Raw genomic sequence first — 26,322 nt, 5'->3', positions numbered from 1 at the left:
CCGTGGAGAGATCCCCACAGGAACGAACTAGCGAAGAGGAAGTGTAGGGCCACTGCGAGACCAACGGCCATTGCCGCTAAGCGCGTCCACCAGCGGAACGCGCCAACGAGACAGAGGACACCGACGAGCGCCCACACAAGCGCCCAAGCATCCATCGGAAGCCACGTCTCGGCCACGTGCGATCCTCGCGTTTCGTCCGGCATGACCCCGGGCGCGTAGGACACGCCACGGGCCAGGGACACGATGCCGACGATGAGGAGGCCCATGCCATCGGAAGTGGCGAAGCGCCGTGCGCGGCGCATCACCGTGGGCATTACTTCATCCCGTTGTAGTAGTCCGCAACGGTCTGCGAGGCCTTGTCCTTCACAACCTCTGCGGCGTGCTCACCGTAGGACTGCACCTGATTCAGTGCCTCAGCAACAATCGCCTCGACGGACGGGCCACCGTGGTTCGCGGACGCGGCTGCTGCAACGTCCTGCGCGGTGACCGTGGAGTCAGATCCGGCGTTGGTCTTCGCGGATGCAAGGAACGCGACCAGCGCGCCCAGAATCGGGGATGCGGTGATCGTGTCGATCTGCCCCTCATCAATCAGGCCGAAGCCTGCGGCGACGAGCAACACCACACCGACAACGGCGTAGACGGCGCGGCGGATGAACCACGGCTGCGTGAACTTCTTGGTCTTCATTACTTGCCACCCTTCAGGTCTGCGACGGCTGCGGTGAGCGCGTCGATCTTCTTGTCCTGCTTCACGAGGAAGTCCACGAGGGTGCTACCCCCGAGCTGCGGCCAGCCCGTGAACTTGTAGTTACCGGCAGAGTCCTTCTCCGGTCCTGCGATCTGGTCGAGCATGAGTTCGATTCGCTTTTCAGCTTGTGCGCTCAAAGTATCCCCCTGAGTAGTAGTGGTGGTGGTGCCGGCGAGCACCTGATTGACGTAGGACAAGAAGATGTCCCACGGGAAGTTCACCCCCGGGTCCGTGTGGTCAGTGCCGCCGAATGCCCGGAGGTCACCATGCCCGCACACTCCCCGCCCGGTGGTCACCTTCGTCACCGGGATGTTGTGCGTCTTCGACCAGTACGCAACAACGGTTGCCCCGGCCCGCAGCATCTTTTCTTGCGCGAGCCATTGTGCGCGGGTCCATGCGGCCTGTGCGACGAACGACAGGTTCACGCCCTGCACGTTGCCTGCGTTGTTTCCGGTGGACCAGGTGATCCAGTCGTCCGTGTTTTCCCGCAGGCGTTTGCCTGTGGTGTCCACCAAAACGTGGTACGAGCCGGACTGTGAGTTGATCTGGTAGGTTGCCACGTTCTCGGCAGGTGTGCCCGCCGTGTTCTCCGTGGTGTGGATGACGATGCGCTGGATACCAGACAGTGACCGCGACCCGCCGAAGCCGAATCGGCTGGACCAGTCAAGATCGTAGTAGCTCAATGTCGTTCCCCCCTCTGTTGTTGTGCCTGGCAGTAGTGCTGCGCCTAGTGCTTTGCAGGTCGCTAGGCGAGCCTTGCGGTCTGCGATGCCATTCGTTCCCCCGTTGATTGCTTTGGTGACGCCGGTAACGTCGTCCGCGTCGCACAGCGCGTTCAGGCCAGGCCGGGCGACGGTCCAGTAGAACGAAGCCGTCTTGCAGCCCCACTCGTCCGTTTCCATCTGCTCAGGGTTATCCACAAAGTAAGTGGAACTGTTGACCAGCCCCTTACTGTAGGCCCATTTGGAGAACTCTGTCGCCCAATATCGCCCGGTCAGTTGGATAATTCCTCGGCCGCGAAAACGTCTTCCATCGCCGGTTTGGGTGTTTCCCAGGTCTGTTCGACCCTCGTAGTTTGACCCGTCGTGGATTTCACGGAAGTAGTAGAGTCCGCCTGATTCGTGGCCTACTTGGCTACAGAAGTGTGCGGCACGGAGGGGGGTTGTGGCCCCTGCTTCGATCATTGCGGCATTGAAGTGGGGCAGTAGTTCTTCGTATCGTGCGAGCGACAATCTGCCGCCCATTGCTTTAGATAGCGTGCTTGCGTCCAAAATGCCCCCTACCCTGTCCAGTTTCCGCTGGCATCGTAGAACGGCAATTTGGTGAGACCGGAATTGTCGATCATGTTGGCCATATCGGCGTAGGGATTTTTGCCGATGAGTTTCACATTCCCGTCCGTGAGTGCCACGCACCCGTCGAACATGTTTCTCATTTTCGAAGCTTTTGATGCGTTCATGTCCGGCACGCTCGTCAATGCGGAACAGTCCTGGAACATGCGGTTCATGTACACAACCTTTGATGTGTCCATTTCGGGCACGCTCACAAGAGAAGAACACCCGTAGAACATGTAGTTCATGTACGTAACATTTGACGTGTTCATGTCCGGCACGCTCGTCAATGCGGAACACCCGGAGAACATGTAGTCCATCCTCGTAGCATTTGACGTGTTCATTTCGGGAACACTCAACAGAGAAGAACACCCGTAGAACATCTGGTACATGTACGTAACATTTGACGTGTTCATTTCGGGAACACTCAACAGAGAAGAACACCCGTAGAACATGTAGGCCATGGTCGTAACATTTGACGTGTCCATCTCAGGGGCACTCTTCAAGGCAGCACACCCGTCGAACATGCGGGTCATGCTCGTAACGGCTGACGTGTCCAGACGGAAAGGCAATTCCTCCACCGTCCGGTAATCAAGCCCACGGGCGGACAACGCGGCCCGAAGCTGAGCACCGGCGTCAGTGCCGGGGGTGATCGTCACAATGTCCACAGCAGCACCGCCGTCCCACACGAGCACACCATCCAGCCACAATTCTTCGATCTCCGACCCCTCAAAATGCAGGGATTCGATCACACTGTCATCGACGGTGATCGCCCCGGGCGCGCCCCAGTCGGCGGGCAGGGGCGGGGTGACGAGGAACCGGTACCAGGCCCGGCCCCGCGCCCCCTCGCCACCGTAGGTGCCGCCACCGAGGAAACCGCCGGCTGCGCCGGGTGCGCCACCCCCGCCTGGGGCGTTGCCCGCATAATTGCCGTCACCGGCCCGTTCGGCACCGCCGACGAAATCACTCCCGAACGCGGTGTAGGTGCCGGGGGACTGCCCGGGTTCGTAGTTGCGTCCTGCGGGTCCGGCTGCGCCGCCAGCGGCAGTGACCGAACCAATCGTGGTTGCGCCACCGGGAAGGCCATCCGGCTGATTGTTCGCAATGTTTCCGCCTGAACCGCCCGAGCCCCCCAATCCAACAGTCACCGATATGGTCTGGCCGGGTGACACGTCAATCTCGGCGGACGCCCACTGACCGGCGCGCCCACCAGCACCCCGGCCACCATTGTTGTACCAGCCACCACGGCCACCACCGCCACCACCGACCGCCACCAGCTGGGCCTTGAGCGACCGCTCAGGGGCAAGCGTGCTCCCCGTCGCAGTGACCTCCACCCAAGGAGTCCAAGACGGTTCCAAAGCCATGACTACGCCCCCTTACGGACCGCGTAAATCACGCCATCCTCCATCGGATCAGGCAGCTCATCCACCACCTGAAACATCCTGATCTGCGCCGCAGCCCTATCCGCCTCATCCGCCGCAGTAGCCGCATGGCCCGACGCGGCAGACTCCGACACGGCAGCATTCGCCGCCGACGTCGCAGCAGCAGACGACAAATCAGACACCTCATCACGCACATCAGCAGCCGCACTATCCGCAGCCGCCTCAGCACGCACAGCAGACGCCTCAGCACCAGCAGCATGACCCGACGCGGCAGACACGAGGCCGGACAGTTCATCGCGCACACCATCCGCAGCCTCAGTCGCCGCAGTTGTGGCAGCATCGCCCACCGTCGCCTCAACACCATCCGCCGCAGCCTCAGCACGGTCGGCCTCCGACTCGGACCGGTCGGCCTCAGTTTTTGCACGGTCAGCCTCGGTGGTGGCCGTGGACGCGGCGTCCTCGGCGGTGGTCGCGGACGCGGCTACCGCCGCCTCAAGATCGGCGCGTACCAGGTCCGCAGCATCCGACGCGGCAGACGCGGCAGACGCAGCAGCGGCAGATGCGGAACCCGCAGCGTCCGAAGCGGACTGTGCGGCAGCGGTAGCGGAACCGTCAGCGACAATGGCAGACGAGGAAGCGTCCGACGCGGACCCCGCAGCAGCATCACGGGCAGACTCCGCAGCAGACTGAGCCGCCTTAGCCTCATCCTCAGCCGACTCCGCAGCGCCCTGAGCAACCACCGCCGCATCACGGGCCGACTCCGCACCATCTTGTGCCGACTCCGCCACACCCTGCGCCGCCACCGCAGCGTCACGAGCGTCCGCAGAATCAGACGCGGAAGAAGCAGACGCAGCAGCAGAAGACGCGGCAGCATCACGCGCCGACTCGGCCGCCACACGAGAAGCCTCAGACGCAGCCTCAGCCGCCAACACAGCCTCAGCCGACCCCACAATGGCCGCAGACGCAGCGGCATCATTCGCAGACTCCCGAGCCTCACGCGCCGCCTGCTGAGCCTGCCCCACAACCTCATTCGGATACTCATACTGCGTATCCAACAAATCCAAGAAATCCAGATCGTCATCCTGATCCGGAACAACAAACTCATACGACTTCCGCCGAACCTGGCCATCGCCATCACCACGGAACTCGAACAGCACCTTACCCGGCACCAAATCATCCGTCCGGAAATGACCAGCCTCAACCAGATACGTCTTACGGTTCATCGACACAACAGCTGTACCGCCCGGACGCCAATCCGGGGACGACACCCACAAGGTGCCTTCCAAAGGAATCCCCGCAACGTTCACAACATTGCCAAAAACAACAGGCATAAAAGTCTCCCCTCCCTAGTCTGGATCGGTCGGGGTTGATGAATCCTCACCGCCCGTACCATTCTCAACGTCACGCGAAATATGCTGAACTGTCAGACGATTCCACTTAGGCCCCACCCAATAACCACGATCACCAGGGCCAATAATGTACACGTCAACGTAATACCCCGGCTCGGGGATGACCACGGAAGACACCAAAGTCATTGTCACGTTGTTCGTGGTTTTCATGTAGTAGCCCTGCTCCGAGTACACGGAATGGAGAGCGCCGTCAGGTTTCAAAACACGAAGAAACACCTGCATCTGGGAATCGCCAAGGAGTCCCATCCAAGACGCGGTGACCATTGCCCGCAAATCCCACAAGCCCTTATCATCGAGCCGGAGCCGACCATCACCCATATTCGTCACGCCACGGGCGGGGCCAATCTGATACGTGAACGGAAACCTGTTATTACTCACACGATGCTCGCCGGAACCAGGATTAGATGACACCGAACAATAGTCAAGAAGAGGGGACAACAGATCAGTTCGATCATTCAGATCAAGCTGACCGTCACGCACCTGCTGAGCAAACTGCTGAGCGCCACTAGGGAACCAAGAAGGAATAACAGACAACGCCCCAGTAAAGATACCGGTAAGCACGCTGAAAAACCCGCCCAACAGGTTTCCCAGAAGAGACTCCTTCGCCCCCTGCATCGACGGAAAAACCTGATTGTAAGCATTCTGCCGAACAGAACCCTCAGTCACATCCTGCATCCACGACACGCCGCCCAAATCAGACGTATTGCCACCATCAGGAACAGGATTACTCGACCCCGGTATCACCGCCATGCCCATCACCCCCACGGATCTTCGCCAAAATCTCCGGAGGCAACGACGCAATCACGCGCTCCGCAACCTCATCATCACTCAGCAGCTTCGGCGGAACCCCCGGCTCCGGCCCCTCCAGCCACTTGCCGCCCGTACCATGCCAAATCGAATCGCCCTCACCAGGCGGCTTGTACCAAATCTCCTGCACCGAAGCATCGTGCCGGAATCCGCACCGGTACAAATGCTTCGAAAACTCGCGCATGAACTTCTCCGGCATCAGCAGCGGCGCACCAATACGCTCGCCCATGTTGACCAAACCCCACAGCAAATGCTCCTCAGGGTCCGAAAAATCCATCTCAGACTGCAACGGGATACCCATCAGATCACCCCCAAATCGTGTATAGCAGCAAAAGCATCCTTCACCCTGGACAGGGCATGATCCAGCGGATCAGTATCAGCATCAGGATCACCCGTAGTGATCTCCCACTCGTGCGGCGTGTCCGCATCCCACGACAACGACAACGAAGCAACCTGCTCCACCACAACACGACCAGTAGGGGCACCCGGAATCTGACCGCCCACACGATCACCGAGGAACAAATGCCCCTCGCCCCGGTCCCCCACCAAATAGGGCGCACCATCACCAATCTTCATCGTGTGCGACGTGCGCTGACGAGTAGCCCAGAAGCCATTACGCAGAGCAATAATAGCGCTCAACGTCCACGCCTGATCCCCACCATCCTGGAACCGCTCGTAATAATGCGACCATCCCAAAGACGTTGTACGCAAAGGCGACTTCAGCGACATAAACGCCAGAATCGTGTCCTCATAAATCGGCTTCAGAAGAGTATCCACCGGCCCGCCCATAGACGGCAAGAACAAATACGTGGACAGCGCATTGAACGCCAACTGCACCGCAGCGCTAATGCCCTCATTCACGCCAGGCATCGACTTGCCGCCCACATTCACCTGAGCGACCGTCGCCGGCTGCCAAGTGAAGCTCGTGGACTCCGCCGTGTTCACCTTGTCATCCGTCCGGTACACCACCCACGGCTGCTTCGGAACGATCCCCAAAAACCCCGGAATGTTGTACTCGTCCGCATCCACAACAGCTTCGAGGTCGTAGCGCACCTCATCAATCAGGTTGTCCGCAATGTCGATTCCGGTACGGATCAAACCGCCCGCAATAGTGCCACCGATAGCTGTCTGCTCGAACCATCCGGACTTGTCCTTGATGTCGATGATCAGCTGCCCGTTGCGATTCAGGCCTGCCCCCGGCCACGGCTGCTCGTCGCCCAGCATCCACCGGCGGCACTCCACATACAGCTGACCATCGCCAAGAGTCGTAGAGGCCATGTCGTGCCACGTCTTGAACCGGGACGACACGATAGTCCACTGCGAATCATCCAGCAGCAGTGAAGAAGGAGTGACCAGAATCGGCCACTCCTTGTAGTTCAATCCCTGCAACCAGCCACTGAAGGAAAGGGGGTCATCCGGCAGTCGCCACAGGTTTCCCTGGATGCGGAACAAGTTCAGAAACAGAGCCGTCTTCAGCGTGTAGACGGAAGGCCCTGCAAGAATGAACTGCTTCGGGAACTGCACCGAAGCGGGGGTGAACGGATTCGGCCACACGTCAATATGCTTCAACTGCTCATAGTCGTGCAAAAAATCCAGATGGGTAACACGCAGACCAGACTCATCCTGATCTGTCGTACACTTATCCAGCATCCCCGACCAGCGAGCACCATCCTTATCCACCGTAATGAACACGTTCTGCACATCACGTTCCCAATACCGGGAAACCCACCGCGCCAGATGATGATCGAACGGAAGATCAACCTTCCCCGACCCCGTATCGTTCAACTTGAACTCAAACTCGGCGGCATACTCGCCCGTCACCCTGCCCCGCAGATTCCAATCACCATCCCACAGGCGAACCAACGGCGGTTCACGACGCTTCCTCGCCCTAGACTCCTTACGCTCAACCGCCGCATCCCAAATAGAATCCAGCTCAGCCTTAGACGCCCCCATGCAACCCCCTTAGATTATTCAAGCCCCCACGGGCGCGACCAACGCCGATTCAAACGAACCTGGGCCGTAGCCCCCGCCATGTTCCCCACCGAACCCCACGCCTCAACAATCCTGTCAGCAATGAAGTTCGGAACCAACGTGCCAAGAATCGTAGGGGACAACGCCTCCAGCCAGTCAGGCGTCACCCCGGTGATAATGCTTCGAATCTTCTGACCCAACTGCGCAGGCGTGGTCTGAAAAACACCCTCAGCGCCCAACGCCTTAGCCCACTTTGCAATCTCCGACGCGATCCACTCGCGCCACCCGTCCGGCAGAACAATCGGCAGATTCGGCAAAGGGTCAACACATACCGGAACAAACGTACGATCCGTATAGGCAGGAACGGGATTCATGAAGAACTGCCCGTTCATCTCCGCCCACAACAGTGTGTCGTCATTCGCCACCACCATCTCCTCCATCGGATCGGACTGCACCACCGCAGTACGGCCCAAAGGCTGGAACGGGATCACGATCTGCCGAGACCCGTCCCAATCCGGGAGAATGAACTTAGCCGGGGCTGTGAGAACCCACGACGGCCAACACTCAACATCGGTAGGGTTGTCCACCCACACCCCGCCCCCATACCAGTTCAGGCCATCGAACACATACTCGTCTGTGTACGTGTCGGAATACCAGAACGGGTCATAGGCGGTCAGGGAAAACACCCACCGGCCCACACGATGCCCCAGCGGGTCATGATCCGAATTCAGCGACGGCTCCTCAGCCAAACGGACCTTGATGTACCGCTCACCGGACAGCTCCGTGGACACGCGCAGGGTCACATCCTCGTCATACGAGAACGCCCGCCGCAGATCAGAATCGACCCGCGACCAATTCAGTGAAGAGGACGTGTCAAACGTCGTCAGACGAAGCACAATGTTCCGTTCCAGAACACGGTGTCCCCGATACGACGATCCCGGCTGACCCACACGAGCCTTCGAGGTGACAGCAACAGGCGCGTCGTAGAACTCACCCACATCCCCCTCCTCCAGCCGAACAGGGGATGACTCCGAGCCGGGGCCATGAACAACCCACTCCGAGCCGTTCGCCCCCTCAATCGTCAGCGTGAACAAATCACTCACCTAGCACCAATCCTCCCCCCATGCGACTTCGCAGCCGCACGGCGATACTGCCTGTACATTTCATCCGGATTAGCGGCGGTGAAGTTGTTCGTCACCGACACGGAACCCCGGTCACTAGTCGAGGACGACGTAGACGAAGACGCATCCAGCCCGGACAGTGAAGTCTTCCCCAGGCCCGCGAACACGTCCCCCTCGGACGACATCAGAGACATCACATCCGACGCTGCGGAAACCATGTCCGCAACAGGGAGTCCGCTGTTCATTGCCTGAAGAAGCCCCAGGTTCTTTGCGGTGTTCGCTGCATTCACCACGAACTCGCGCCCGTGAACGACACCTGCAACATCATCAATTCCGAAGTCGCCGGTGTACCCACCCCGCTTGTACCCGGCCCTGGTCGGCCAGATACTTTCAGGGCCGGAATACCGGTCCACAACATAATTCAGCGCCGCAACAATATTCGCCAACGGGTGCGTCTGATCATTCGGCAGATCCTTATCCCGGAACGCCCGGAACGTGGACCCAATCACCTGCAACAGACCCTTAGCCGGGTCACCGTTTGCAGCGTTAGAATCCCAGTTGTTCGTAGCGTTCGGGTCACCACCGGATTCGATGTCGATCTGCTCCACAGTGCGCGAAACATTCGACGCCGCCAACCCCACACGGTTCAGCGCCTCCTCGACAGTGGAGGACCACTGCGAAGCGCCCTTAGACGGGTCATGCACCACCGGAACGTCAAGCTCCCGAGAAGTGCTCGTAGACGAGGTTTGCCCCGTCTCCGATGCTGTGGCGGAAGAAGCGCTGATCTCCTCCTGGTACCGTGCGTTCTCCTCCTCCCACTGCTGCTTCGCCGCCAGCGCGGGCGGGCTGTCCGGAATCCCCAACACGCCAAGGATGTCCTGCACCTGCCCCTTAGCGAAGCTGGAAGCGGCAATGCCTGCCACATCAGACCACGACGTGGGAGAAGTGTCCGAACTGGACGAAGACGAAGAGGACGCGGATGACGTGGTGCCGGAACTACTCACCGTAAACCCGCTCGTATCAATCGGATCGAGGTTCGAAGTCCAGGTAGTCGGCACGGGAAGGTACGCATGGTCCGTGAACTGTGCGTCCCACGCGCCAGCGGCAATACCGCCGTACTGCCCGTTGCCGCCAGCGCCGCCCATCTCCACGTTCACGCCATTCGGAAGAGTGCCGGCAGTATGACCGCCGCCAGGCCCCCCATTCATCCACCCGAACCGCAGGTCACCCTGCGACCCCCTGCCGAGCTTGAAGCCCATAGACAAAAGAGCATCGCGCTCAGTGTAGGTGGTGAATCGCCCGCCGAACGGGTCCATGCCGACCGTGTAGCGGGCAATCGCGGACATTGCCGCGGAGCAGTCACCCCAGTTAATGCCACCGAAAACGTATGGCTTCCCCTCCAGCCCGCGAGCGAACTTGTCAATATCGTCCGCGTGGGCGATACCGCCATCCGCATACCCCGGCAACTTCTGGAAGGTGCCGTTGTTGATCTCACGGAGTTCCTTACCGTACTTCTTCGAAGACCTGGCGTTGATGATCCACTCGCCAGCGTCGAGCCGGGCAGCCGGAATGTTGTTCTGGTCGAACGCCAAGAACCCATCCGTCACATCCGTTCCGGGGCCAGTCGTCGGCAGCTGGTAGCCACCATGACGACCGCCCGAAGCGTACGACGGGCCACGCCAGTAGCCACCTGTCGCACGGCGAGACTGGTTAGCCCGATCCCAATCTCCCGCATATGACGCGGTGAAAACAACGTCAACATCCTTGCGGGGAGTAATCGAGGCGATAGCCTGATTAGCGCGAGCCGCCCCGTCCACAACCGGCTTCGGATCAAGACTAACCTTAGGATCAGCCTTCTGCTTATCCAGATCATCGACCTTCGCGCTCGACTGCTGAGCGCCAGCGTCAAGATCACCAGTCAGCAGGCTAGCGACCGCAGTCGGATTCTCACTATCCAGAGCAAACAGCAGCGCAATAGCCATCTGCTGATGAGACTGGAGATCCCCAATATTCAAGTACGCATCCGGCGTAGGCTTCTGACCATCCAGAAGGCCCACACTATTCAACGCCTGAATAGCGAAAGCATCCAGCTGCGAAATGTCCATACTCGCCAGCGGTGTAGGACGCTCCAAATCCAGCGTCGCAAGCTGCATACGTGCATAGTCCGCACTGAACATCAAACCATTGGTGTCCAGATTCGCAGTAGCGGTCGGATTGGACATGTCGATAGCCGGGAACCCGGCGGACATCCACCAATTGTACTTGTCGAGCGCCGCCTGATCCTCAACATTGATGGTTGAAGAACCGTCCTCCAGGGTTTTAACCTTGAAGCCGAACTCTTCCAGCTTCGTCTTGGCGACCTCATCGAGGACACCAACATTGACATCCTTTCCGGGCGGAACGCCATTGATGGCCGCAGCAATCGAAGCCAACTGCTGCGTCGCCTCGTCCGCACCTTCCAGGCCGACCAGAGTCTCAATGGTGTCCGGGACAAGGCCGTACTCCTGCCGCAGAGAAGCCATCTGCTCCTCAGTAAGGCCATACTTCTGCTGAAGAGAATCCAGCACCGGCCCCATCTGCTCAAACGTCTTCTGAGTGTCGCCGCCATTGACGGCCACATTCTGAAGCTCGCTACGCATCCCATTCAGCGTGTCCGCCAGCTCACGAGCATTCGCGCTCGTCGGCTCCAGCTGCCCATCCATGTTGAACAGCTGGTCGCCCAAACCGCCCGAAGCGTCAGCAGCTTCAAGCGCGGACTGTGCAACCTCATCCACCGCAGCAGCAGCGTCCATCATCGCCTGCTGAGCATCCTTCGGGGCAAGCCCCATAGCCTGCATCGTCTGCTCCAGCGCCGACAACTTGTCATCAGCAGACGAAGACGCATCAGCAAGAATCGCAACACCGTCAGCCGCTTCTGCCATCGCCGGGGAAACGTTCTTAGCAACATCGGCAATGCCCTGAACCTGCGCCCGCGCCTCTTCCAGCTTATCGGCGGCGGCTATACCATTATCGCCAGCATTACGAAGATTCTGAATCAGCTTCTCGTACTCAGGTCCGCCCTGAGCAACAACCTCATTCAGCTTCTCGGCAGGAATGCCCACTGCCTTCATCGAATACTCCAGCTGAGTATACGACTCCTTGAGCTTCTGATTTGAATCATCCGCAGCCTGAGCACTTGAAGCAACGCTCATATTTACGCCCGGAATCCAGTTCATCGCCCCTTCGAGACTCGCCATGGAACCGGAAAAGGCGCTAGTCATATTGGCCCACATGCCGGAAGACTTTTCTCCGGCCTCAACCATTCCCGCCAGTTCGCCCTCAACAACCTTTGCCGCTGTAGCAAGTGACTGGTCATCGAGGGCACCATTGGTCGAAACAAGTGCCGTCTGAAGATCCCGTTGCGCAGCCTCGCCCGCAATAACCGATGCGGTCATCTTGTCATGTGCTGCCTTATTTTGCGCCGCAGCAGACTTCTGGGCCATGAACATCGCAGTAGCTCCGGCGATAACGAGACCCGCAGGCCCGCCAAACGCATTCATGATGTTGGTCCCGAGGCCCTTTAGAGCGCCGCCCACACTGGAGGCAGCGCCCGCCACGCCGACCTTCATCGAAGAGGCAAAACCCTTCGCGCCAGACTCCGCATTCACAAACGCGGCCTGCATGTTACGAATCGTCGGAACATTGTTCCCCAACGCCTTCATCGCGGCACCAGAACGCCCAATCTCCGGCGACAGCGTACGGAAATCACCCGTGATCGCCTTCACCGTGGACTGCGCCCCAGCAGTCTTAGCGACCATGCCAGCCAGGGAAGTCTTCAGCGCGTCAGTGACAGCAGTGACCTTCCCGACAACCCCCGGGATCGTCTTGAACCCCGCCCACGCAGCAACAGCGGCAACCACCAGGCCCGGGTGCGCCTCCATGAAATCAGCAACAGACTGCAACGGGCCAGCAAGCGCCTCAGCGACCACGCCAGCGGCCTTCAAGACAGCAACAAACGCCGTCCACGAAGACACGCCCAACGCCGCAGTCGCAGCACCCACACTCTTACCAATGCTCGCCAACGCCGGGGCCAAAGCCTTACCGGCCGCCCACAGTTGCTTGAACGCATCAACCGTGACCTCAATCGCCCCGGAATCCTTGAACGCCTGCCACACATTCCGCAGACCCTCAGCACCCTGCTGACCAAAATCCTTCAGCGCAGGAATAGCCGTACCAGTCAGCCACGAAGCCATATCCGCCATGACCGGCTTCATCCGACCATTCAGATCATCCAGCGCCTTCGTGACGCCACTGAAACCGCCCGCAGCCTGAGTGAAGAACGGACCGGCGATAGTCGCACCGAGACGGCCCGCAGCCGCGCCCATGTTCTTGAACGCGCCCTGGACAGTGTTGCCTGCCTCCAGTGCTGCGCCGCCCATGCCACGCTTCATCGCACGCTCGAACAGTGCGAAATCGACCTCGCCAGCAGACACCATGTCGGAGATCTCGGCGGAAGTCTTGCCCGTCTCATCCGCAAGGAGCTGCAGGACCGGGATACCGCCCGCCATGAGCTGCATCAGGTCATCGCCCTGCAACTTGCCCTTAGCAGCAACCGAACCGAAGATCAAGCCCATGTCCGACATTGACCGGCCCGCGATAGTCGCCGTGTCCGCAACGGTCGTCAGGACACCCTCAAGTTCCTGCCCCGGCTTGATGCCCGCAGCGACCAGTGAACCTGCGGTAGTCGCGGCCTCCTCAAGGCCGAACGCGGTCCCGTTGACCGATGCGAGGGCGTTCTCCATGATGGAGCCGACCTGCTGCGTCGAGTTGCCCAGGCCCTTCAGCTTCGCCTCGGCCTGCTCAATCGAGTTCAGACGGCCCAGGCCCTTAGTGATCGACGCGGCGAGCACGCCGCCAGCGGACACTCCGGCACCGATAGCGCCCTTCTTCAGCGCCCCGCCGAGCTTGCTGGAGATCTTCGACCCCATAGAGTCGCCGGTACTGTCAGCAGCCCCCTCGGACGCCTTCAGTGCCTTAGCGATCCCCGGCGAGATCTTAGAAACCTCAGGAACAATACTGATGTACCCAACGCCGAGCTCTGCCATGCTACCCCCTCAAAATTAGCGCATCGACGCCGCCACACGAGCACGAATCTCAGACGAAGAAAGATGCTTCTTCTCCGCCTCACGCTTCTGTTGCTCTTGGCCGTCGAGCCACGATTCAATAATTCCGGGGGGGATGTCTTTCACCTTCCCCGCTCTAATGAACGGGTAAGCCATGAGCCGATCATGAATCGCGCCAAGAATCTGATTCTCCGGCTTAAACAACACGTACCGCAAGTACCGCTCCGGGTGCCAGTGGCGCTGTAACGCCGAATCGGGCGGCGATGCCCGAACGAAAGCAGACACCTCAGTCCACGACAGCCGGTGTCCAATATCACTGATGGTCCACCCCCGGTCCATCAGGTCTACAGTGAGTGCGTCCCGCGCCCCCCGATCCCCAATTAGGAGGTCGTAGAGGCCTCGGATTCCCCCAGGGTCACCCCGGACTCGGCATTCCAGTGCTTGAAGATCGCTTCCATCTGGTGCTGAGTGAGATTGTCGAACGTCTTCTTCTCAGCGGGGACGAGGATCTTCAGCGTTTCCCGGTTAACCTCCACGACGGATGCGGCACTGTCCTGCGCCGCGATGAACTCGTTGAGCTTCTTCAGAGTGGAAGGCGGGAGGCAGTCGGACTTCGGGATGCTGAACTCGACAATTTTCCCGTCGTTCTGCTCCAGTTCGAAATCGACGTAGAACTCGGGCTTGTTGACGGATTCAATTCGGAATGCCATGTGTGTGTCCTTTCGGCGTGTGTGTCTTGAATAAGTTTGTCGGTGGGTGCGCTCCGACACACGGAGAGCACACCGCACCGGGCGACTATTTGTATTGCCCCGTCACCCACGGGGCATTGCGCCTACTCCCCGGCAGGGGTTTCGAGCGCTTCAACTCGCGCGACAAGTGCATTGAAGGCGGTGAGAGTTGGCACGTCGGCAGTGTTCGCCTTACCGGAAATATCCGGGATGGCAGCGGTATTCGCCTTCGATGCGAGAGCATCGTCCACGTACTTCTTTGTCGTGAGATGCTGATCATTCGTCGGCGTCCCGGCCATAATTGCCCCGCCTGATGAGCGGACAGGAATGGTGTTAGACGTTGCGGCTGTCGCAGAATACGCAATAGTTGCCTGCGCCCCACTGCCATTATTCGTCCACACGACATTGTTTCCTGTGACCTTATCAGCCTTAGCTGATACAGTGTCGCGAACATCAGAGACGCCCTGCGCAGCAGCGGATGCCGCCTCGCTTGCGGCAGTTGCAGTAGCCGATGCCGATTCGCCCACGGCCACTGCGGCCTCTAGTTCAATCATGCGGGCGGCGGTGTAGTCGTCGCCAGCCTTCCAGTCGCTCTTCGGTGTGAATGCCACGGTGGGCACCTCCGTTTCAGGTTCAGAACCCCAGCCCCGAGAAGCAATCTCAGAAACGAGGAACGGTGCGAGCACGCCTTCGCGTGTTGCAGTGCTGTAGTGAATATTGTCGGTGGTGAGAGAAGGCGGCATAGACTGACCCGAAATGGCTGAAAGATCAGCCTCAGTCGGGGTTATCCCCAGAATGCTAAGCCCGTTATCTCGGACGTGTCCCCAAATGTCGATAGCATTGTCCGGGAATGCTTCGGCGAGTGCGTCGCGCTGTGCAACAGCAGTCGCATAAGCGGTGGTCCCCTCTACTTCCGAGGCATACACAGTGCGTGAAGCAACAAGAAACTTAGGCTCGTCTACGATTGTTCGGAGTCGGTCAACCATTGCCTGTACAGCGGAGACAACGCCAGTGACGCGGGTATTTCCCGCAAATGCGGAATCATTACCCCCAACCCAAATCAGGTGGAGGGAATCGCCCCAGTCGGGGTGATCTGCCACATCCTGTGAAACGAACGACGTTCCGGACGGGACCGCCACCTCAGCGGCGGGGGCACGGTCCGGAACGAACTTGATAGTGAACGCGCCGGCCGCACGGTTCGCGGAAGGCATCCCCTCTGGAAGGTCGGCGTTGACGACAGTCGCCACGCCTCGCACTCCGGCGAGAACCATCGGCGTAGCAGACGATGACGACCGAATGTTGCACGGTGTGACCGAAGCCTGCACCGGCACCAGGACACCATCAGAGGCGGCGGGGATCGCGCAGGCTGCGGTAGTAGTCAGGACGATACCGCCCTGACGGATTGCTACCGACCCGGCCTCCTGCCCAGACACGCCCCGCCCGATAGCCTCGGTCAGAGTGTCGGACAGGGCGACCATGCGCGGCCCCCACGAGAAACCCGCCGTCTGCGAATCGCCGTAACAGACGATTCGGTCAAGACGAGATGATGTCATCTACCCTCCAATCACGTCAGGACGAGCGGCAGAGGACCACCCACCCGCCCGACTAGGGGTTTTCCGGGTCAGTGCCAGCGCCAGCGTTAGCCTCGCCATCGTTGCGGTACTCAACAACATTGCCGCCCTTCAGAGCCTCATCAGCGGGCTTGTAGGTCTTGATGGTGAGGGTCTTCTTCGTCACGTCAGAGTGAACGTCAACAGTGTCACCAACGGAGACAACCTGACCACGCTCAATGACGTACCGCTTCGTCTTGTCGCCGTACACCGAGTGGACGACGAAGCTGGAGATCGGAAGCGGCTGCGAGGTGTGGTAAATGGTCCGCTTAGTGCCCTCGGCGGAAGTCGCCTCAGTCTTCTCGACAAAGGCCTCACCGAACGCGGAACGCAGAACAGCATCGTTGTCATCCTCCAGGAGGGTGATCTCGATCTGCTCATCGTAGTTGTCCTGCACGGTGATGAACGTGTCACCGCCGTAGGCCTTGATGTCGGAGGTGGAACGATCCTGGACAACGGAAACTCCGTCCTCAGAAACCGCGCCGTGGTCCTCCCACACGTCACGATCAATCGCAGTAGTGGAATCGGTCGGCAGGGCAGTGCCGAGCGGCGCACGGAACAGCACGCCGCCATCAATCGCCGGAGAACCGACGAACGCATTCTTGACGTTAATAGCCATGTGTTTCCCCTTTCAAAGGGCATAGAAAAGCCCCGACCAGAACGGCCAGGGCTAGGAAAGTTTCAGCGGATCAGAGCTTGATCTTGACTCCGCCAGTGAACTGAAAACGGGAATGAGTGGTATCCGGATCACGGTTCGGAACAATGTTCTGATCGTCGTAGCCGCGCACAATCCCCCCCGTGCGCAGTCGCCGCCACGTAGCAGCGACCTGCTCCGCGAACACTTCCGCCTCATACTCGGTCGGGGCGTAGCACTCGACTAGGAACCGAGGATCGGAGGTGGCGAACGTGCCAGACGAGCCGCCGATACGGGACACGATCACGTACCGGTCCCCCAGTGTTTCCGGCTTCTGCGTTGACACTCGGACCCCCAAAGCGTCCCCCAACGCCTTCACCACAACCGCCTGGGCCGGAGGTGCTGCACTATATGACTGCACTCACATCACCCCAACGCCCGCAGTAGGTTGTTCTGCTTCGCCTCACGACGCTTCGCCCCAATCGTGTCCGCGAAGACAATCGACCGGTAGCGGGAAGCGCCCTGCACCGCCCGATACGTGTACCCACTCCCAGCACGGGAAGCGACAGCAGCGGAATGCGAATTGACCAGCTGAGTAGCGACCGGCCCGCGCAACAGAGCCTCCAGACCCGCACTCTTCGGCTCGTACCTCACAGCCACAGCATCGACCTCCATTCCCCAGGGGCGAACACGGCACAAGGACCGTCTCCGTCCTTGCCGGAGTAGACAACCAGAGTGCCGGCGTCCACATCGAACGAGCCGCACGTCAGCTCCAGGCGTTCAACGCCAAGTTCCTCACGTGGGTCGTAGCGTTCAACTTCGACGTTCATCGCTGCGACCTCCTAAGGTTCACGATCTCCCGACCGGGGGACCACCACGGGTTAGCGTTGTAGTTTTCGGCTTCGCCCACGATCTCGAATCGCTCCTGTCCGAAGCTCGGGAGGATCACAGCATCATCGGCAACGAAGTCCCCCACCGCCGTGATCATCCGAGCATCCAGAGTCAGGCGCTCATGCCCAGCCTCCAGAGGCTCATCCGGCGACGAACTGTAGTAGCCGAACACCAGGACCTCGGACGAGGTTTCCCCCACAACATCGTTGCCGAGCTGATCCTGCCCCGTCACACCACGACGAAAACGGGTAACAGGCACCGTCAGAGGGTAAAGTTCCCTACCCACGGTCACCACCCCCAAACGTCACCGTGACGCAACGCGGCAGAACGATACGGCCTATCAGTCGGCATAGTGTCAACACCATAAGCGCCACCACCCCGACCACGCAGGAGAATCCGGTCCTGCTTCGTCAACCACACCCCGCCACCCGTCGAATCAGACGAAAACGACGTAGAGTGCGAGAAGCTGCCAGCCGTCACCTGCTGCTGCGAAGCCCCCACCGGAACATCGCCAGCATTGTACGACCGGGACATGACCCGCATCGCCACAACCTCAGCAGCCTTCGGCCACTCGTTCACATCCTCAGGCAAGCCCGGACGGTACGCACGAATCAGCGCCTCAGTCTCCGTCAGGAGCCATGAGAAGCGCCGCTCGTCGATCTCCTCGACAGGGATCTCGTTCGCATCAGCGAAATCACCAATAGTGAACACTACTCACCACCAGCCTTCGCGGTACGGCGCTTACGAGCGGGAGCCTTCGGAGCGGGGGCAGGCTCGACATAGCCCAACGCCTTAAACCACTCCACATCACCAGGAACAACCCGAACGGTTACCTCTCCGGCAGTTAGAGTCACACGGTCAGTCATTGAATCACCCCCTATCAGGAATGGTGGTCACCTACCCCAGAGTGAGGGGCAGGGGACCACCTAGTCGTTTCCCTCGGCCCCGCCGTTGCCCTTGGTAAGGCGAACGAAACGCTTAGGATCGCGGACGGCAAATCCGACCTCAACCTCGGCGCGGACGGCGAACATGTTGCGCTGCCAAAGGTTCAGGGCAGTACCGCCATCATTCAGGGTCGCCTGATCAGAGACGGAGATCTGAATGCCCTCAACGAAGCCCCACGCGGTGGAAGCCCAATCTCCGGCAACGCCGATAACTCCAGAGGTGGAATCGGCAGCGTAGTTGGACTTGTGGACCGGGCGCGCAAGAATAGAGCCAATGGACCCCTCACGCTGAAGATCGTTGACCAACAGCGGGCGACCAGCGTTATCGGCAATACCGAGAGCGTCAACCTCGGCCTGCTTGGACAGTGCCCAAGCGGTAATGTCAGCGTCATCAGACGCGGCACCGACAGCGGACAGAGCCGCAAGGTAATCGGCGTACTTGCCGGTCAGCGCAACCTCAGGGGCGTCGGCGAGAGTGTCGAAGCCGGTACCCGGCGAAGCGGCGAAACCAAGCGCAGTACGATCGAACTTCTTCGCAAGTGCCTGCGGGAGCTTCTGCTCAACAGCAGCGTACAGAGACGGCAGATCGCGGCGGAACTGATTGGAGAACGGGACAATAACCGCGAGGGTGTAGCCCTTCAGGTTCTTGTTGGCGAACGACGGGCGATCAACCTTCTTCTCCTCAGTCTCCGCAACCCACTCAGCCTCAGGGTCGCCGGTGATGATCGGGATATCAACACCACCACCCGGAAGCTCAATCTTCGGGGAGAGAGTCTGAACGACAGACTGCGCCTCAGTCTCCTGCCAAATGGTCTGGGAGAGAGTGGACGGAAGATTCAGAACACCAGTAGTATTCCGGTTAACATCAATAGCCATGTGCTATTCCTTTCGACATGTCGCCCTCATTCGGGCACAGAAAAACCGCCCCGGCGTTTCCAGGACGGTTGAATGGTTTAGGGGAGGGAACTAGCCGCCAAAGGCACCACGCCAAGCGTTCTCAAAGAGTTCCCCCTTCGAACCCTTCGGCGTAGAAGCGGTACCGGCCTCGGGCACCGGAGACGGCTTGCGAGGGCCGGACGGTGCGATGAGCTTCTGAAGCGTCTTCGCATCCTCAGCCAAAGCCTCCCGATCATCGCCAGACAGTCGCCCCGCCAGCTCGTCAGGAATGCCATACTCGGCAGCAACCGACCGCACAAGAAGATCCCGCTCCACGGCCTCGCGCCGCTTCTGCTCATCCGCAACCTGCGCACGAAGCGTCTCCAGCTCGTGCTGACGCTTCTCATCCTCGGTGCGCTGAGAGTCCTCAAACTGCTCAACGCGGGCCAGCGCCTCATTCAGGCGCTTCTCCGTCTCCTCGCGGGCGGCACGCTCCGCATCAAGCGCACGCTTGCCGGCCTCACCCAGGGCGTCGCCCTGCGCAGCCTCAGCAACGTCAGCGGGAGTCGGTGCAGCGTCCTGCGGCTGCTCATCCTGAACCTCATTGGCGGTCTCGCTCATTTTGCTAGTCCCCTTTCATAAGACATCGCGTCTTGCACCCCCAAACAAGAACCCCTGACCATCGCGGTCAGGGGCGGGGTGCTGTGGTGCGGCAGGGAATCGAACCCGGCCCAATGGAAACCATCACACCTGGAAACCGGAAACGGCTTCCTTCCACTTCGTATTCGTGGACTCAAAATCAATCACAGAGAGCTTCGGGCGGTCCCCGTCGTAGAACGTCTTGTCCCAGAGCTTCTGCAACTTCACCGCTTCTGGTGGCAGTCCGTCGCCCTCGGACACTTCGACCGCGTGGCAACGGCAGTTGTCGTGAAACTTGTCCCCCGCCCGGGCATTGCCGCGCATCACAACCCCCGGTGCCCCTACACGCTCGGCAGACGCGGCAGACCGGTACACGGCACCACGGGAAGCAAGCATCAGGCAGAACGAACACGCCCCAGGCTCCGGCTTGCGGGCGTACCCATTCCCCGCAGCGAACGACGACAACATGACCGTATCCCGGTGCCCCGACAGAACGTTCCGGTCGATCATGTCCCACACCGCCTCGCGTAGAACATCAGCACCGCGAGCTGTCAGCAGGAACCGCAGAGACTCCGCTATCGCCTCGGGGTCGGGAGGGTCGGCAACAACGGTCGGCAACGCCACACCGGAGCGCTGCATGTTCAACTGCTCCAGGCCCAACGCCACCGCATCCGCATGACCAGCTGCCACAAGATCCTGAATCAACGGGGTCAAGTAGGCAAGCATCGCCGCACGATCCCCGGACGGCACCGAAGCCCAAATCCGCAGGAACGTCCGAGCGTGAGACTTCGACAGCATTTGCAACGCCTTCTCGATCTCGCCAACACCACGCAACGCCATGTGCCACCCCTATTTTGATCCTCGATCCCAGTACCACGCGAGCAGGAACGGCACACTAGGGTTTCGCTTGACGACCTGCCTGCACCTACTCCACGACCGCCACAGCGCCCGCACCGTCACCCCTCGACACCAGAGCATCAGCCTCAGGATCAGACACCGACAACTGCGACTCAATCCGCGCCAGAGCGCCCGACGTATCAGCAGCACGATCACGACGAAGAATCTCACGATCCATCGGAGACAACCCCAACCGCTTCAACGCATACTCGCCCTGAGCCGGATACACCCCAGCCTGAATCATCTTCAGAACCTCGTCAGCAGCCGCAGCGCGAGTCGGCGTAGCAGCATCACGCCACAACGGGCGCACAGACAACTCATCATCCGACAGTGACTCAACCCCGCGCCCATCACGGACCATCATCACCAGACGGGCAACCTCAGTCCACGCCTTTCCGAACATCGCCTGCCGGCGCTCCGCTCGCTTCACAAGACGGTTCTCCGTCATACGGATAGCGTCAGCCGACGACGGGTTAGCATCCGACGAGAACCCCATGTACGAGTTCGGTACCGCACCCTCCGCAGCAACCTGCTTCGCCAGCTCCCGCAACTGCTCAAAGAACGGGGACATACTGTTAGCCGCGAACGACCCCACGTTCGGAACCTCGCCAGTCTCCTCGTCCCGCTCAATCGCCAGGATCTTCCCCATCATCGCATCCCACGCACCACGAGGATTCCCATCCTCATCGAGGAAAAACGACTCAGGCGCACCCATCAGATACCGCTGCGGCACCGCATAGAACTCGCGGGCAACCTCAGCGCCCACCAGCGTGCGCATAGCCGAATCAGTCAGCGACCGGACAGCCGGAGTGATCTCCGACCTGCCGCCCACCTTCGACGCACGAGGCCGATTCACCAACTGCGCAACCGGCACACGCCCCAACCGGTGCTCATCAACCCGGGAAACCTGCCAACCATGCTGATCCAGGTACAGCCACACCGTCTCGTCAGGGCGGAACAGGATAGCCCGCTCACGCACCGAACCGTTCGTATCATCCACGTCAATGTATTGGCACGCCTCAACCACACGGCCCGTGCGATTATCCCGCGTCACCACCATCTCAGTAGGCGCAACCACATTCACCATCACATCCGGCTCACCCTCACCACCAGTCGTGACCGTCACAAAAGACGTACCGAAAATCAGTGCATCCAAATGAGCAGTCGGGGCAGTCACATCCAGATCATTCGACCGGAACACCGAATCAAGCTCCGGCGAATCCCACCCCTCAAAATCCAGGCGCTCCTCCAGAGCATCAACAACCGTGCCAGGCCACCCCAGCACCGTGTCAATGAACCGCATCTGCGGCGGCAACGAGATCCCAAGATCCTTCAATCGCTGCTTACCGTCGTAGTACCTTTGCTTCTCCAGATTCGCGCCCTGGAACCGCGAAAAATCCTGCCGCAGACGAGCCACATCAGCAACAGCCACCTCATTGAAACCGGCCATAAGCCACCCCCTACTTCATGATCATCATTCGCGGCCCGCTACCAGAACGCTTCTTCCTAGTGCCAATACGCTTAGACTGAGCATCCATGCAAGCCTGAAACGCCATAATCGCCGCATAAGCGGCATCAATCTTCGAAGGAGACTCCGGATACTCCTTATACAGCAAATATCCACCACCCCGACTCTTCCTCCGACGCGCATTCAAAACATGCCGACGAAGACTAGGCCCACCATCGTGAGACACCTCACCATCGACCACCGCCTGATGGAAAGCCTCGGTAATGTGAGTGACCTTAGAGTTCTTACCCCGAGGCCACATCGAAATAGGCTCATTGCCGGAAGCCTTGATCTTCAGCTTCCTGCCGAAATCAGCCTCCCACTGGGCAACATGCGTCTGCCACCCAGAAGGGTCGGCATAGAAACCGACCACCCTGTACCGGGCAAACGCAGCACGGACCTCCGCATCAACCTCGGTAGCGTTCGGAGACCAATCACGATCCCCCTCACGGGGCTCCCACACACGGATCTCGAACAGGTGACGGTCCTCGACTCGCATCCCCACAAGCGCCGTAGCATCCGCATTTCCCCGAACACGACCACGGGAACCATCAAACCCCAGAACGATAGTATCCCCCGGGGAAACAACCTTCTCCCGATCCTCACACGCCGACCACTCCGGCTGAGACAGCCAGGCATCCGAAGCATGGGTGATCTGGTTCAGGAAGTCCGAACGCGACTGCTGCGCGTCCTGCCCCTTCGTCCAAATCGTGTTGATGATCGAATCAAGATCCACATGGCCCCGTGCCGGAGCCTCATCCGAGTGCCCCTCAGGATGCACAAGACACCCATCAGGGTGCCCAGACGAGCACCCGTAAGCCACCCTCAGACCGTGAACCAGAGACTCCCGATCCCACATATCCGTATCGGCAGGAGCCTCGCGGTGATCACGGTACAACGACCTGTTCGGCGTCGTACCGGCCACAATCGCATCCCACTCGGCAGCCGCAGCCTCGGCCACCGACTCCTCGCCAGGAATGAAAGCGTTCGGAGTCTCCAGCACAGCTCCGCCAACCTTCGCCGCGTTAGCCCGCATCACCTGAGCCAACTTCGTGCCATGATTCGACCGAACCCACTCCTCCGTCTGGTCCATCACAGCGAACACAGCACGGGCACCCTTCACCGAACGCGGCGAAGCAGTCACCTGCTCGATACGCCCCCGGGGAAGAACAACCTGCGTGTCATACGCCTGCAACGACGGGTAATCCTCCGCAATACGCGGCGACTCCCGCAACATCTCCAACAACGGCTCAAACGTGTTCATCGTCTGCTGCTCCGACACCGCCGCAATCTGAATCAACGGTGTCCGCACAGCCGCCCACGGCTTCCCCACCGGGCGGCCATCCTCATCCCAATGGGAGAACAGCACCGGGCCAAGCCCCTCAGCCGCGCACAGTGCCGCCGAGAACGGCGACTTCCCCCAGCCACGCGGCCGTCCCAGCAACCCCCGCTGGATCTTCCGCTTCCCCGTTACAGGGTCAAGCTCGTAGAACCGGAGCAGGAACTCATACTGCTCATCGTACGGCCTGAAAGGCTCATACGAAGCACGATCAGGCTGCGCGAGATAGTAGGTCATCCACTCCGCAACATCATGCCCCAAAGTAGGGAACTCCCCCGGCTCAGACGGCTTGAACGGCATCGACACCCCCTACTTCACAGCGCGAATACCACGCCTCCCCGACGAAGCGGCAGAAGCCACCTCAGACTTAGCCTCAGCCTCATCAGCCTGAACAATCTGCACACGCATCCGCAACACATCATCCGGAGCAATCCCAAACTTTGCCATCTGCAAACGAGCCTCAGCAGCCCACTTTGCCTCGCCGCGCATCACAGCATCATCAAGAACCATCGCACGGGCCAGCAGTGACCACTGAGCGTTCATGAGGAGCCCCAACGTCGCAAACTCCGACAACTCATCCCAGAACCGCAACGTCATAGGAGTGAACGGCTCACCCGTCACCGGATTAACCTCACCCACAAGATCCTCCAGCGAAGGCTGAACCCCAGGCTCAACCTCCACAACATGCAACGGCTGCGAATCCTTATTCCGCCGAATAGCGTTCCCCTTCGGCGCGGGACCGCGACCCGCCATAAGCACCACCCCCCTACATCACTGGAATCACCTTCAACAACTCATGTTCCGGGTCAAACTCCCCCAAAGCAGCTTCAAGTTCGCTAATACGAGCAGTAAGTGACTTACGGGCCAGCATCTCAGCGGCATTCTCACGATGCGTTACCGGCTGCAAATGATCCGGGTTGACACATCGTGAGTTACCGCACTTATGGTGCGCCGCCTGAGAACCAAGCGGCGCACCATCTTTCGCTTCCAAAACAGCCCGGTAGATAAGTACTGTTTTCTCGCCGATTCTAGCGACGGAGTACCCATCCTTGGTCAATCTTCCTTGCCATACCCAGCATCCATAACTGTCAACGGTTGCCTTCTCGCCTACAAGTCGAATGAACTCCTTTGTGTCTCCGTCCTCGTACGCAACTCTCAGCGGCCCCCTCGCGCCCTTGTAGTGGTCAGCTAGCGCAGCATCTCTACACTCGCTTCCGCAGTACTTCGGAGCACCACTACCTACATGCTCGAAAATGTCTCCACAACGAGGACACTCGATTTCATGAGTAACCGATTCCCGATCACTGGCGAATCTATTATTCCAAGAGATTGAGCAATCCCGCGAACAAAACCTTCGTTCACTTTCCGTCTGCTTCGTCCGCGCCGTACGAAACTCTTTACCACAGTTAGAGCAAAGGTGGGAATGCTTCTTTACGTTGGCCCTGTACCAGGAGCCGTAGTGGGGTCCACACATGCCGCGAGAATGAATCCCCCGGTCACATCCGTCTACTTTGCATGTGGTTGTCACTAGTGTAGCGTTAGCCATGTCGGGTTGCTCCTAACAATCCGTCCACGGTCCGGGACAGTTGCACCTGTCGCCGGGCCTTTAGTCTGTGTGCCTAAAAGCGTACCACAGAGTTAACTGCAATCCCACTTATTCAACGTAGTCCGGATAAACCGTGCGCGGCTGTAGAACTCGTGCCCGCCGTCACCGACCGAACGCTTACTCCCCGGGCCTTCAGGGGCATCCACGAAAACGTGCAACCCCTCACCCGACATGGACACCTCAGTGAACAAGACAGGCTCAGTGATGCCGTCGAGAACTTCCCGCGCCCACGGCTTCAACACACCGCCGTCGAGCGCATGATCCAAGTCGTGGCAAGCAAGATGACCTCCCCCGAGCATCACCCCGAAACCATCACCAGCAGACGAGGCATGGACCTCAGCGAACGTGGACCATGTAGAAGGGTCCGTAGACGACGCAGCACGGCCCGTGACAGTCACAGGACGCTTACCATCAGCACGAGTCCACCTACCCTCCGACAAGCCCGCAGAAGGGCGCACAGCGCGACTGCGACGCTTACGGCACCGCTGCCCACACGTCACCGGACGACGGCCCCTGCCAGACCAGGCGAACTCCCTACCGCAAACACTGCATTCCATACCAAGAACCCTACCGGATACGGCACTGACCTGCAAGTTGTCACGATAAAGAAAGGAGCGTATAAAGCCCGAGAAATATGCAGGCAAACCAGCAGGACATCGTGCATAAAATTAGCCCAGACTCGTACACGTGAGTAGCGCCAATGCCAACCGTGGCCGAAAACCCCCGGCGGGAGGGGTGTTCCCCCACCTTTATTCGAGCATCCCCCAACGGTGTTCGAATGGGGTG

23 protein-coding genes are annotated in these 26,322 nt (G+C 59.7%); all 23 read right to left on the bottom strand.

Annotated features, from left to right (window positions below):
• Nucleotides 1-313: 313 nt before the first annotated feature.
• Nucleotides 314-685 carry a hypothetical protein gene (locus Q0A27_RS06285; protein ID WP_291474213.1) on the bottom strand — a complete coding sequence of 124 codons (372 nt, stop codon included), beginning with the start codon at nucleotides 683-685 and terminating at the stop codon, nucleotides 314-316.
• Nucleotides 685-1,929 (bottom strand): N-acetylmuramoyl-L-alanine amidase, encoded by a 1,245-nt coding sequence (locus tag Q0A27_RS06280; RefSeq protein ID WP_291474212.1) that lies wholly within the window; start codon nucleotides 1,927-1,929, stop codon nucleotides 685-687. The genes Q0A27_RS06285 and Q0A27_RS06280 overlap by 1 nt, the downstream gene beginning before the upstream one ends.
• A 95-nt stretch (nucleotides 1,930-2,024) precedes the next feature.
• Nucleotides 2,025-3,437: a BspA family leucine-rich repeat surface protein gene (locus Q0A27_RS06275; protein WP_291474211.1), complete on the bottom strand. Its 1,413-nt coding sequence runs from the start codon at nucleotides 3,435-3,437 to the stop codon at nucleotides 2,025-2,027.
• A gap of 2 nt (nucleotides 3,438-3,439) precedes the next feature.
• Entirely contained in the window at nucleotides 3,440-4,786 is a 1,347-nt protein-coding gene (locus tag Q0A27_RS06270) for a hypothetical protein (protein ID WP_291474210.1), read from the bottom strand.
• Nucleotides 4,787-4,801: 15 nt separating this feature from the next.
• On the bottom strand, nucleotides 4,802-5,614 hold the full coding sequence (locus tag Q0A27_RS06265) for a hypothetical protein (RefSeq protein WP_291474209.1): 813 nt from the start codon (nucleotides 5,612-5,614) through the stop codon (nucleotides 4,802-4,804).
• Nucleotides 5,589-5,972 (bottom strand): DUF2744 domain-containing protein, encoded by a 384-nt coding sequence (locus tag Q0A27_RS06260; RefSeq protein ID WP_291474208.1) that lies wholly within the window; start codon nucleotides 5,970-5,972, stop codon nucleotides 5,589-5,591. Before Q0A27_RS06260 ends, Q0A27_RS06265 begins: the two co-directional genes overlap by 26 nt.
• Nucleotides 5,972-7,624, bottom strand: a complete 1,653-nt coding sequence (locus tag Q0A27_RS06255) for a phage tail protein (protein ID WP_291474207.1) — start codon at nucleotides 7,622-7,624, stop codon at nucleotides 5,972-5,974. The genes Q0A27_RS06260 and Q0A27_RS06255 overlap by 1 nt, the downstream gene beginning before the upstream one ends.
• Before the next feature lie 14 nt (nucleotides 7,625-7,638).
• Nucleotides 7,639-8,745 (bottom strand): hypothetical protein, encoded by a 1,107-nt coding sequence (locus tag Q0A27_RS06250; RefSeq protein WP_291474206.1) that lies wholly within the window; start codon nucleotides 8,743-8,745, stop codon nucleotides 7,639-7,641.
• On the bottom strand, nucleotides 8,742-13,847 hold the full coding sequence (locus tag Q0A27_RS06245; RefSeq protein ID WP_291474205.1) for a tape measure protein: 5,106 nt from the start codon (nucleotides 13,845-13,847) through the stop codon (nucleotides 8,742-8,744). The genes Q0A27_RS06250 and Q0A27_RS06245 overlap by 4 nt, the downstream gene beginning before the upstream one ends.
• A 398-nt stretch (nucleotides 13,848-14,245) precedes the next feature.
• A complete protein-coding gene (locus Q0A27_RS06240) occupies nucleotides 14,246-14,575 on the bottom strand; it encodes a hypothetical protein (protein ID WP_291474204.1) in 330 nt (109 codons plus the stop codon).
• Nucleotides 14,576-14,697: 122 nt separating this feature from the next.
• Nucleotides 14,698-15,840, bottom strand: a complete 1,143-nt coding sequence (locus Q0A27_RS06235; RefSeq protein ID WP_291474203.1) for a hypothetical protein — start codon at nucleotides 15,838-15,840, stop codon at nucleotides 14,698-14,700.
• A gap of 358 nt (nucleotides 15,841-16,198) precedes the next feature.
• Nucleotides 16,199-16,822, bottom strand: coding sequence for a hypothetical protein (locus tag Q0A27_RS06230; RefSeq protein WP_291474202.1), 624 nt, complete (start codon nucleotides 16,820-16,822; stop codon nucleotides 16,199-16,201).
• A gap of 70 nt (nucleotides 16,823-16,892) precedes the next feature.
• Complete coding sequence (locus Q0A27_RS06225) at nucleotides 16,893-17,183, bottom strand: hypothetical protein (RefSeq protein ID WP_291474201.1); 291 nt, start codon at nucleotides 17,181-17,183, stop codon at nucleotides 16,893-16,895.
• A 304-nt stretch (nucleotides 17,184-17,487) separates the two neighbouring features.
• Complete coding sequence (locus Q0A27_RS06220; protein WP_291474200.1) at nucleotides 17,488-17,667, bottom strand: hypothetical protein; 180 nt, start codon at nucleotides 17,665-17,667, stop codon at nucleotides 17,488-17,490.
• Nucleotides 17,664-17,987, bottom strand: coding sequence for a hypothetical protein (locus Q0A27_RS06215; protein WP_291474199.1), 324 nt, complete (start codon nucleotides 17,985-17,987; stop codon nucleotides 17,664-17,666). The genes Q0A27_RS06220 and Q0A27_RS06215 overlap by 4 nt, the downstream gene beginning before the upstream one ends.
• Nucleotides 17,988-18,654: 667 nt before the next feature.
• Nucleotides 18,655-19,548, bottom strand: a complete 894-nt coding sequence (locus Q0A27_RS06210) for a phage major capsid protein (protein WP_291474198.1) — start codon at nucleotides 19,546-19,548, stop codon at nucleotides 18,655-18,657.
• 90 nt (nucleotides 19,549-19,638) lie between these two features.
• Entirely contained in the window at nucleotides 19,639-20,169 is a 531-nt protein-coding gene (locus Q0A27_RS06205; protein ID WP_291474197.1) for a DUF4355 domain-containing protein, read from the bottom strand.
• A gap of 123 nt (nucleotides 20,170-20,292) precedes the next feature.
• Entirely contained in the window at nucleotides 20,293-21,027 is a 735-nt protein-coding gene (locus Q0A27_RS06200) for a hypothetical protein (RefSeq protein WP_291474196.1), read from the bottom strand.
• Nucleotides 21,028-21,112: 85 nt separating this feature from the next.
• The gene (locus tag Q0A27_RS06195; RefSeq protein ID WP_291474195.1) at nucleotides 21,113-22,534 is read right to left on the bottom strand and encodes a phage portal protein; all 1,422 of its coding nucleotides are present in this window, start codon (nucleotides 22,532-22,534) and stop codon (nucleotides 21,113-21,115) included.
• A 10-nt stretch (nucleotides 22,535-22,544) separates the two neighbouring features.
• Nucleotides 22,545-24,230, bottom strand: coding sequence for a hypothetical protein (locus tag Q0A27_RS06190; protein ID WP_291474194.1), 1,686 nt, complete (start codon nucleotides 24,228-24,230; stop codon nucleotides 22,545-22,547).
• A 9-nt stretch (nucleotides 24,231-24,239) separates the two neighbouring features.
• Nucleotides 24,240-24,620, bottom strand: coding sequence for a hypothetical protein (locus Q0A27_RS06185; protein ID WP_291474193.1), 381 nt, complete (start codon nucleotides 24,618-24,620; stop codon nucleotides 24,240-24,242).
• A gap of 76 nt (nucleotides 24,621-24,696) precedes the next feature.
• Nucleotides 24,697-24,987: an HNH endonuclease gene (locus tag Q0A27_RS06180; RefSeq protein WP_291474192.1), complete on the bottom strand. Its 291-nt coding sequence runs from the start codon at nucleotides 24,985-24,987 to the stop codon at nucleotides 24,697-24,699.
• Between the two features lie 581 nt (nucleotides 24,988-25,568).
• Nucleotides 25,569-26,093: a bifunctional DNA primase/polymerase gene (locus Q0A27_RS06175; protein ID WP_291474191.1), complete on the bottom strand. Its 525-nt coding sequence runs from the start codon at nucleotides 26,091-26,093 to the stop codon at nucleotides 25,569-25,571.
• Nucleotides 26,094-26,322: the final 229 nt, after the last annotated feature.

The organism is Corynebacterium sp., assembly GCF_022712275.1.
GTDB lineage: Bacteria > Actinomycetota > Actinomycetes > Mycobacteriales > Mycobacteriaceae > Corynebacterium.
Note: the sequence above shows the minus strand (reverse complement) of the source record. Positions and strands in the feature narration are given on the sequence as shown.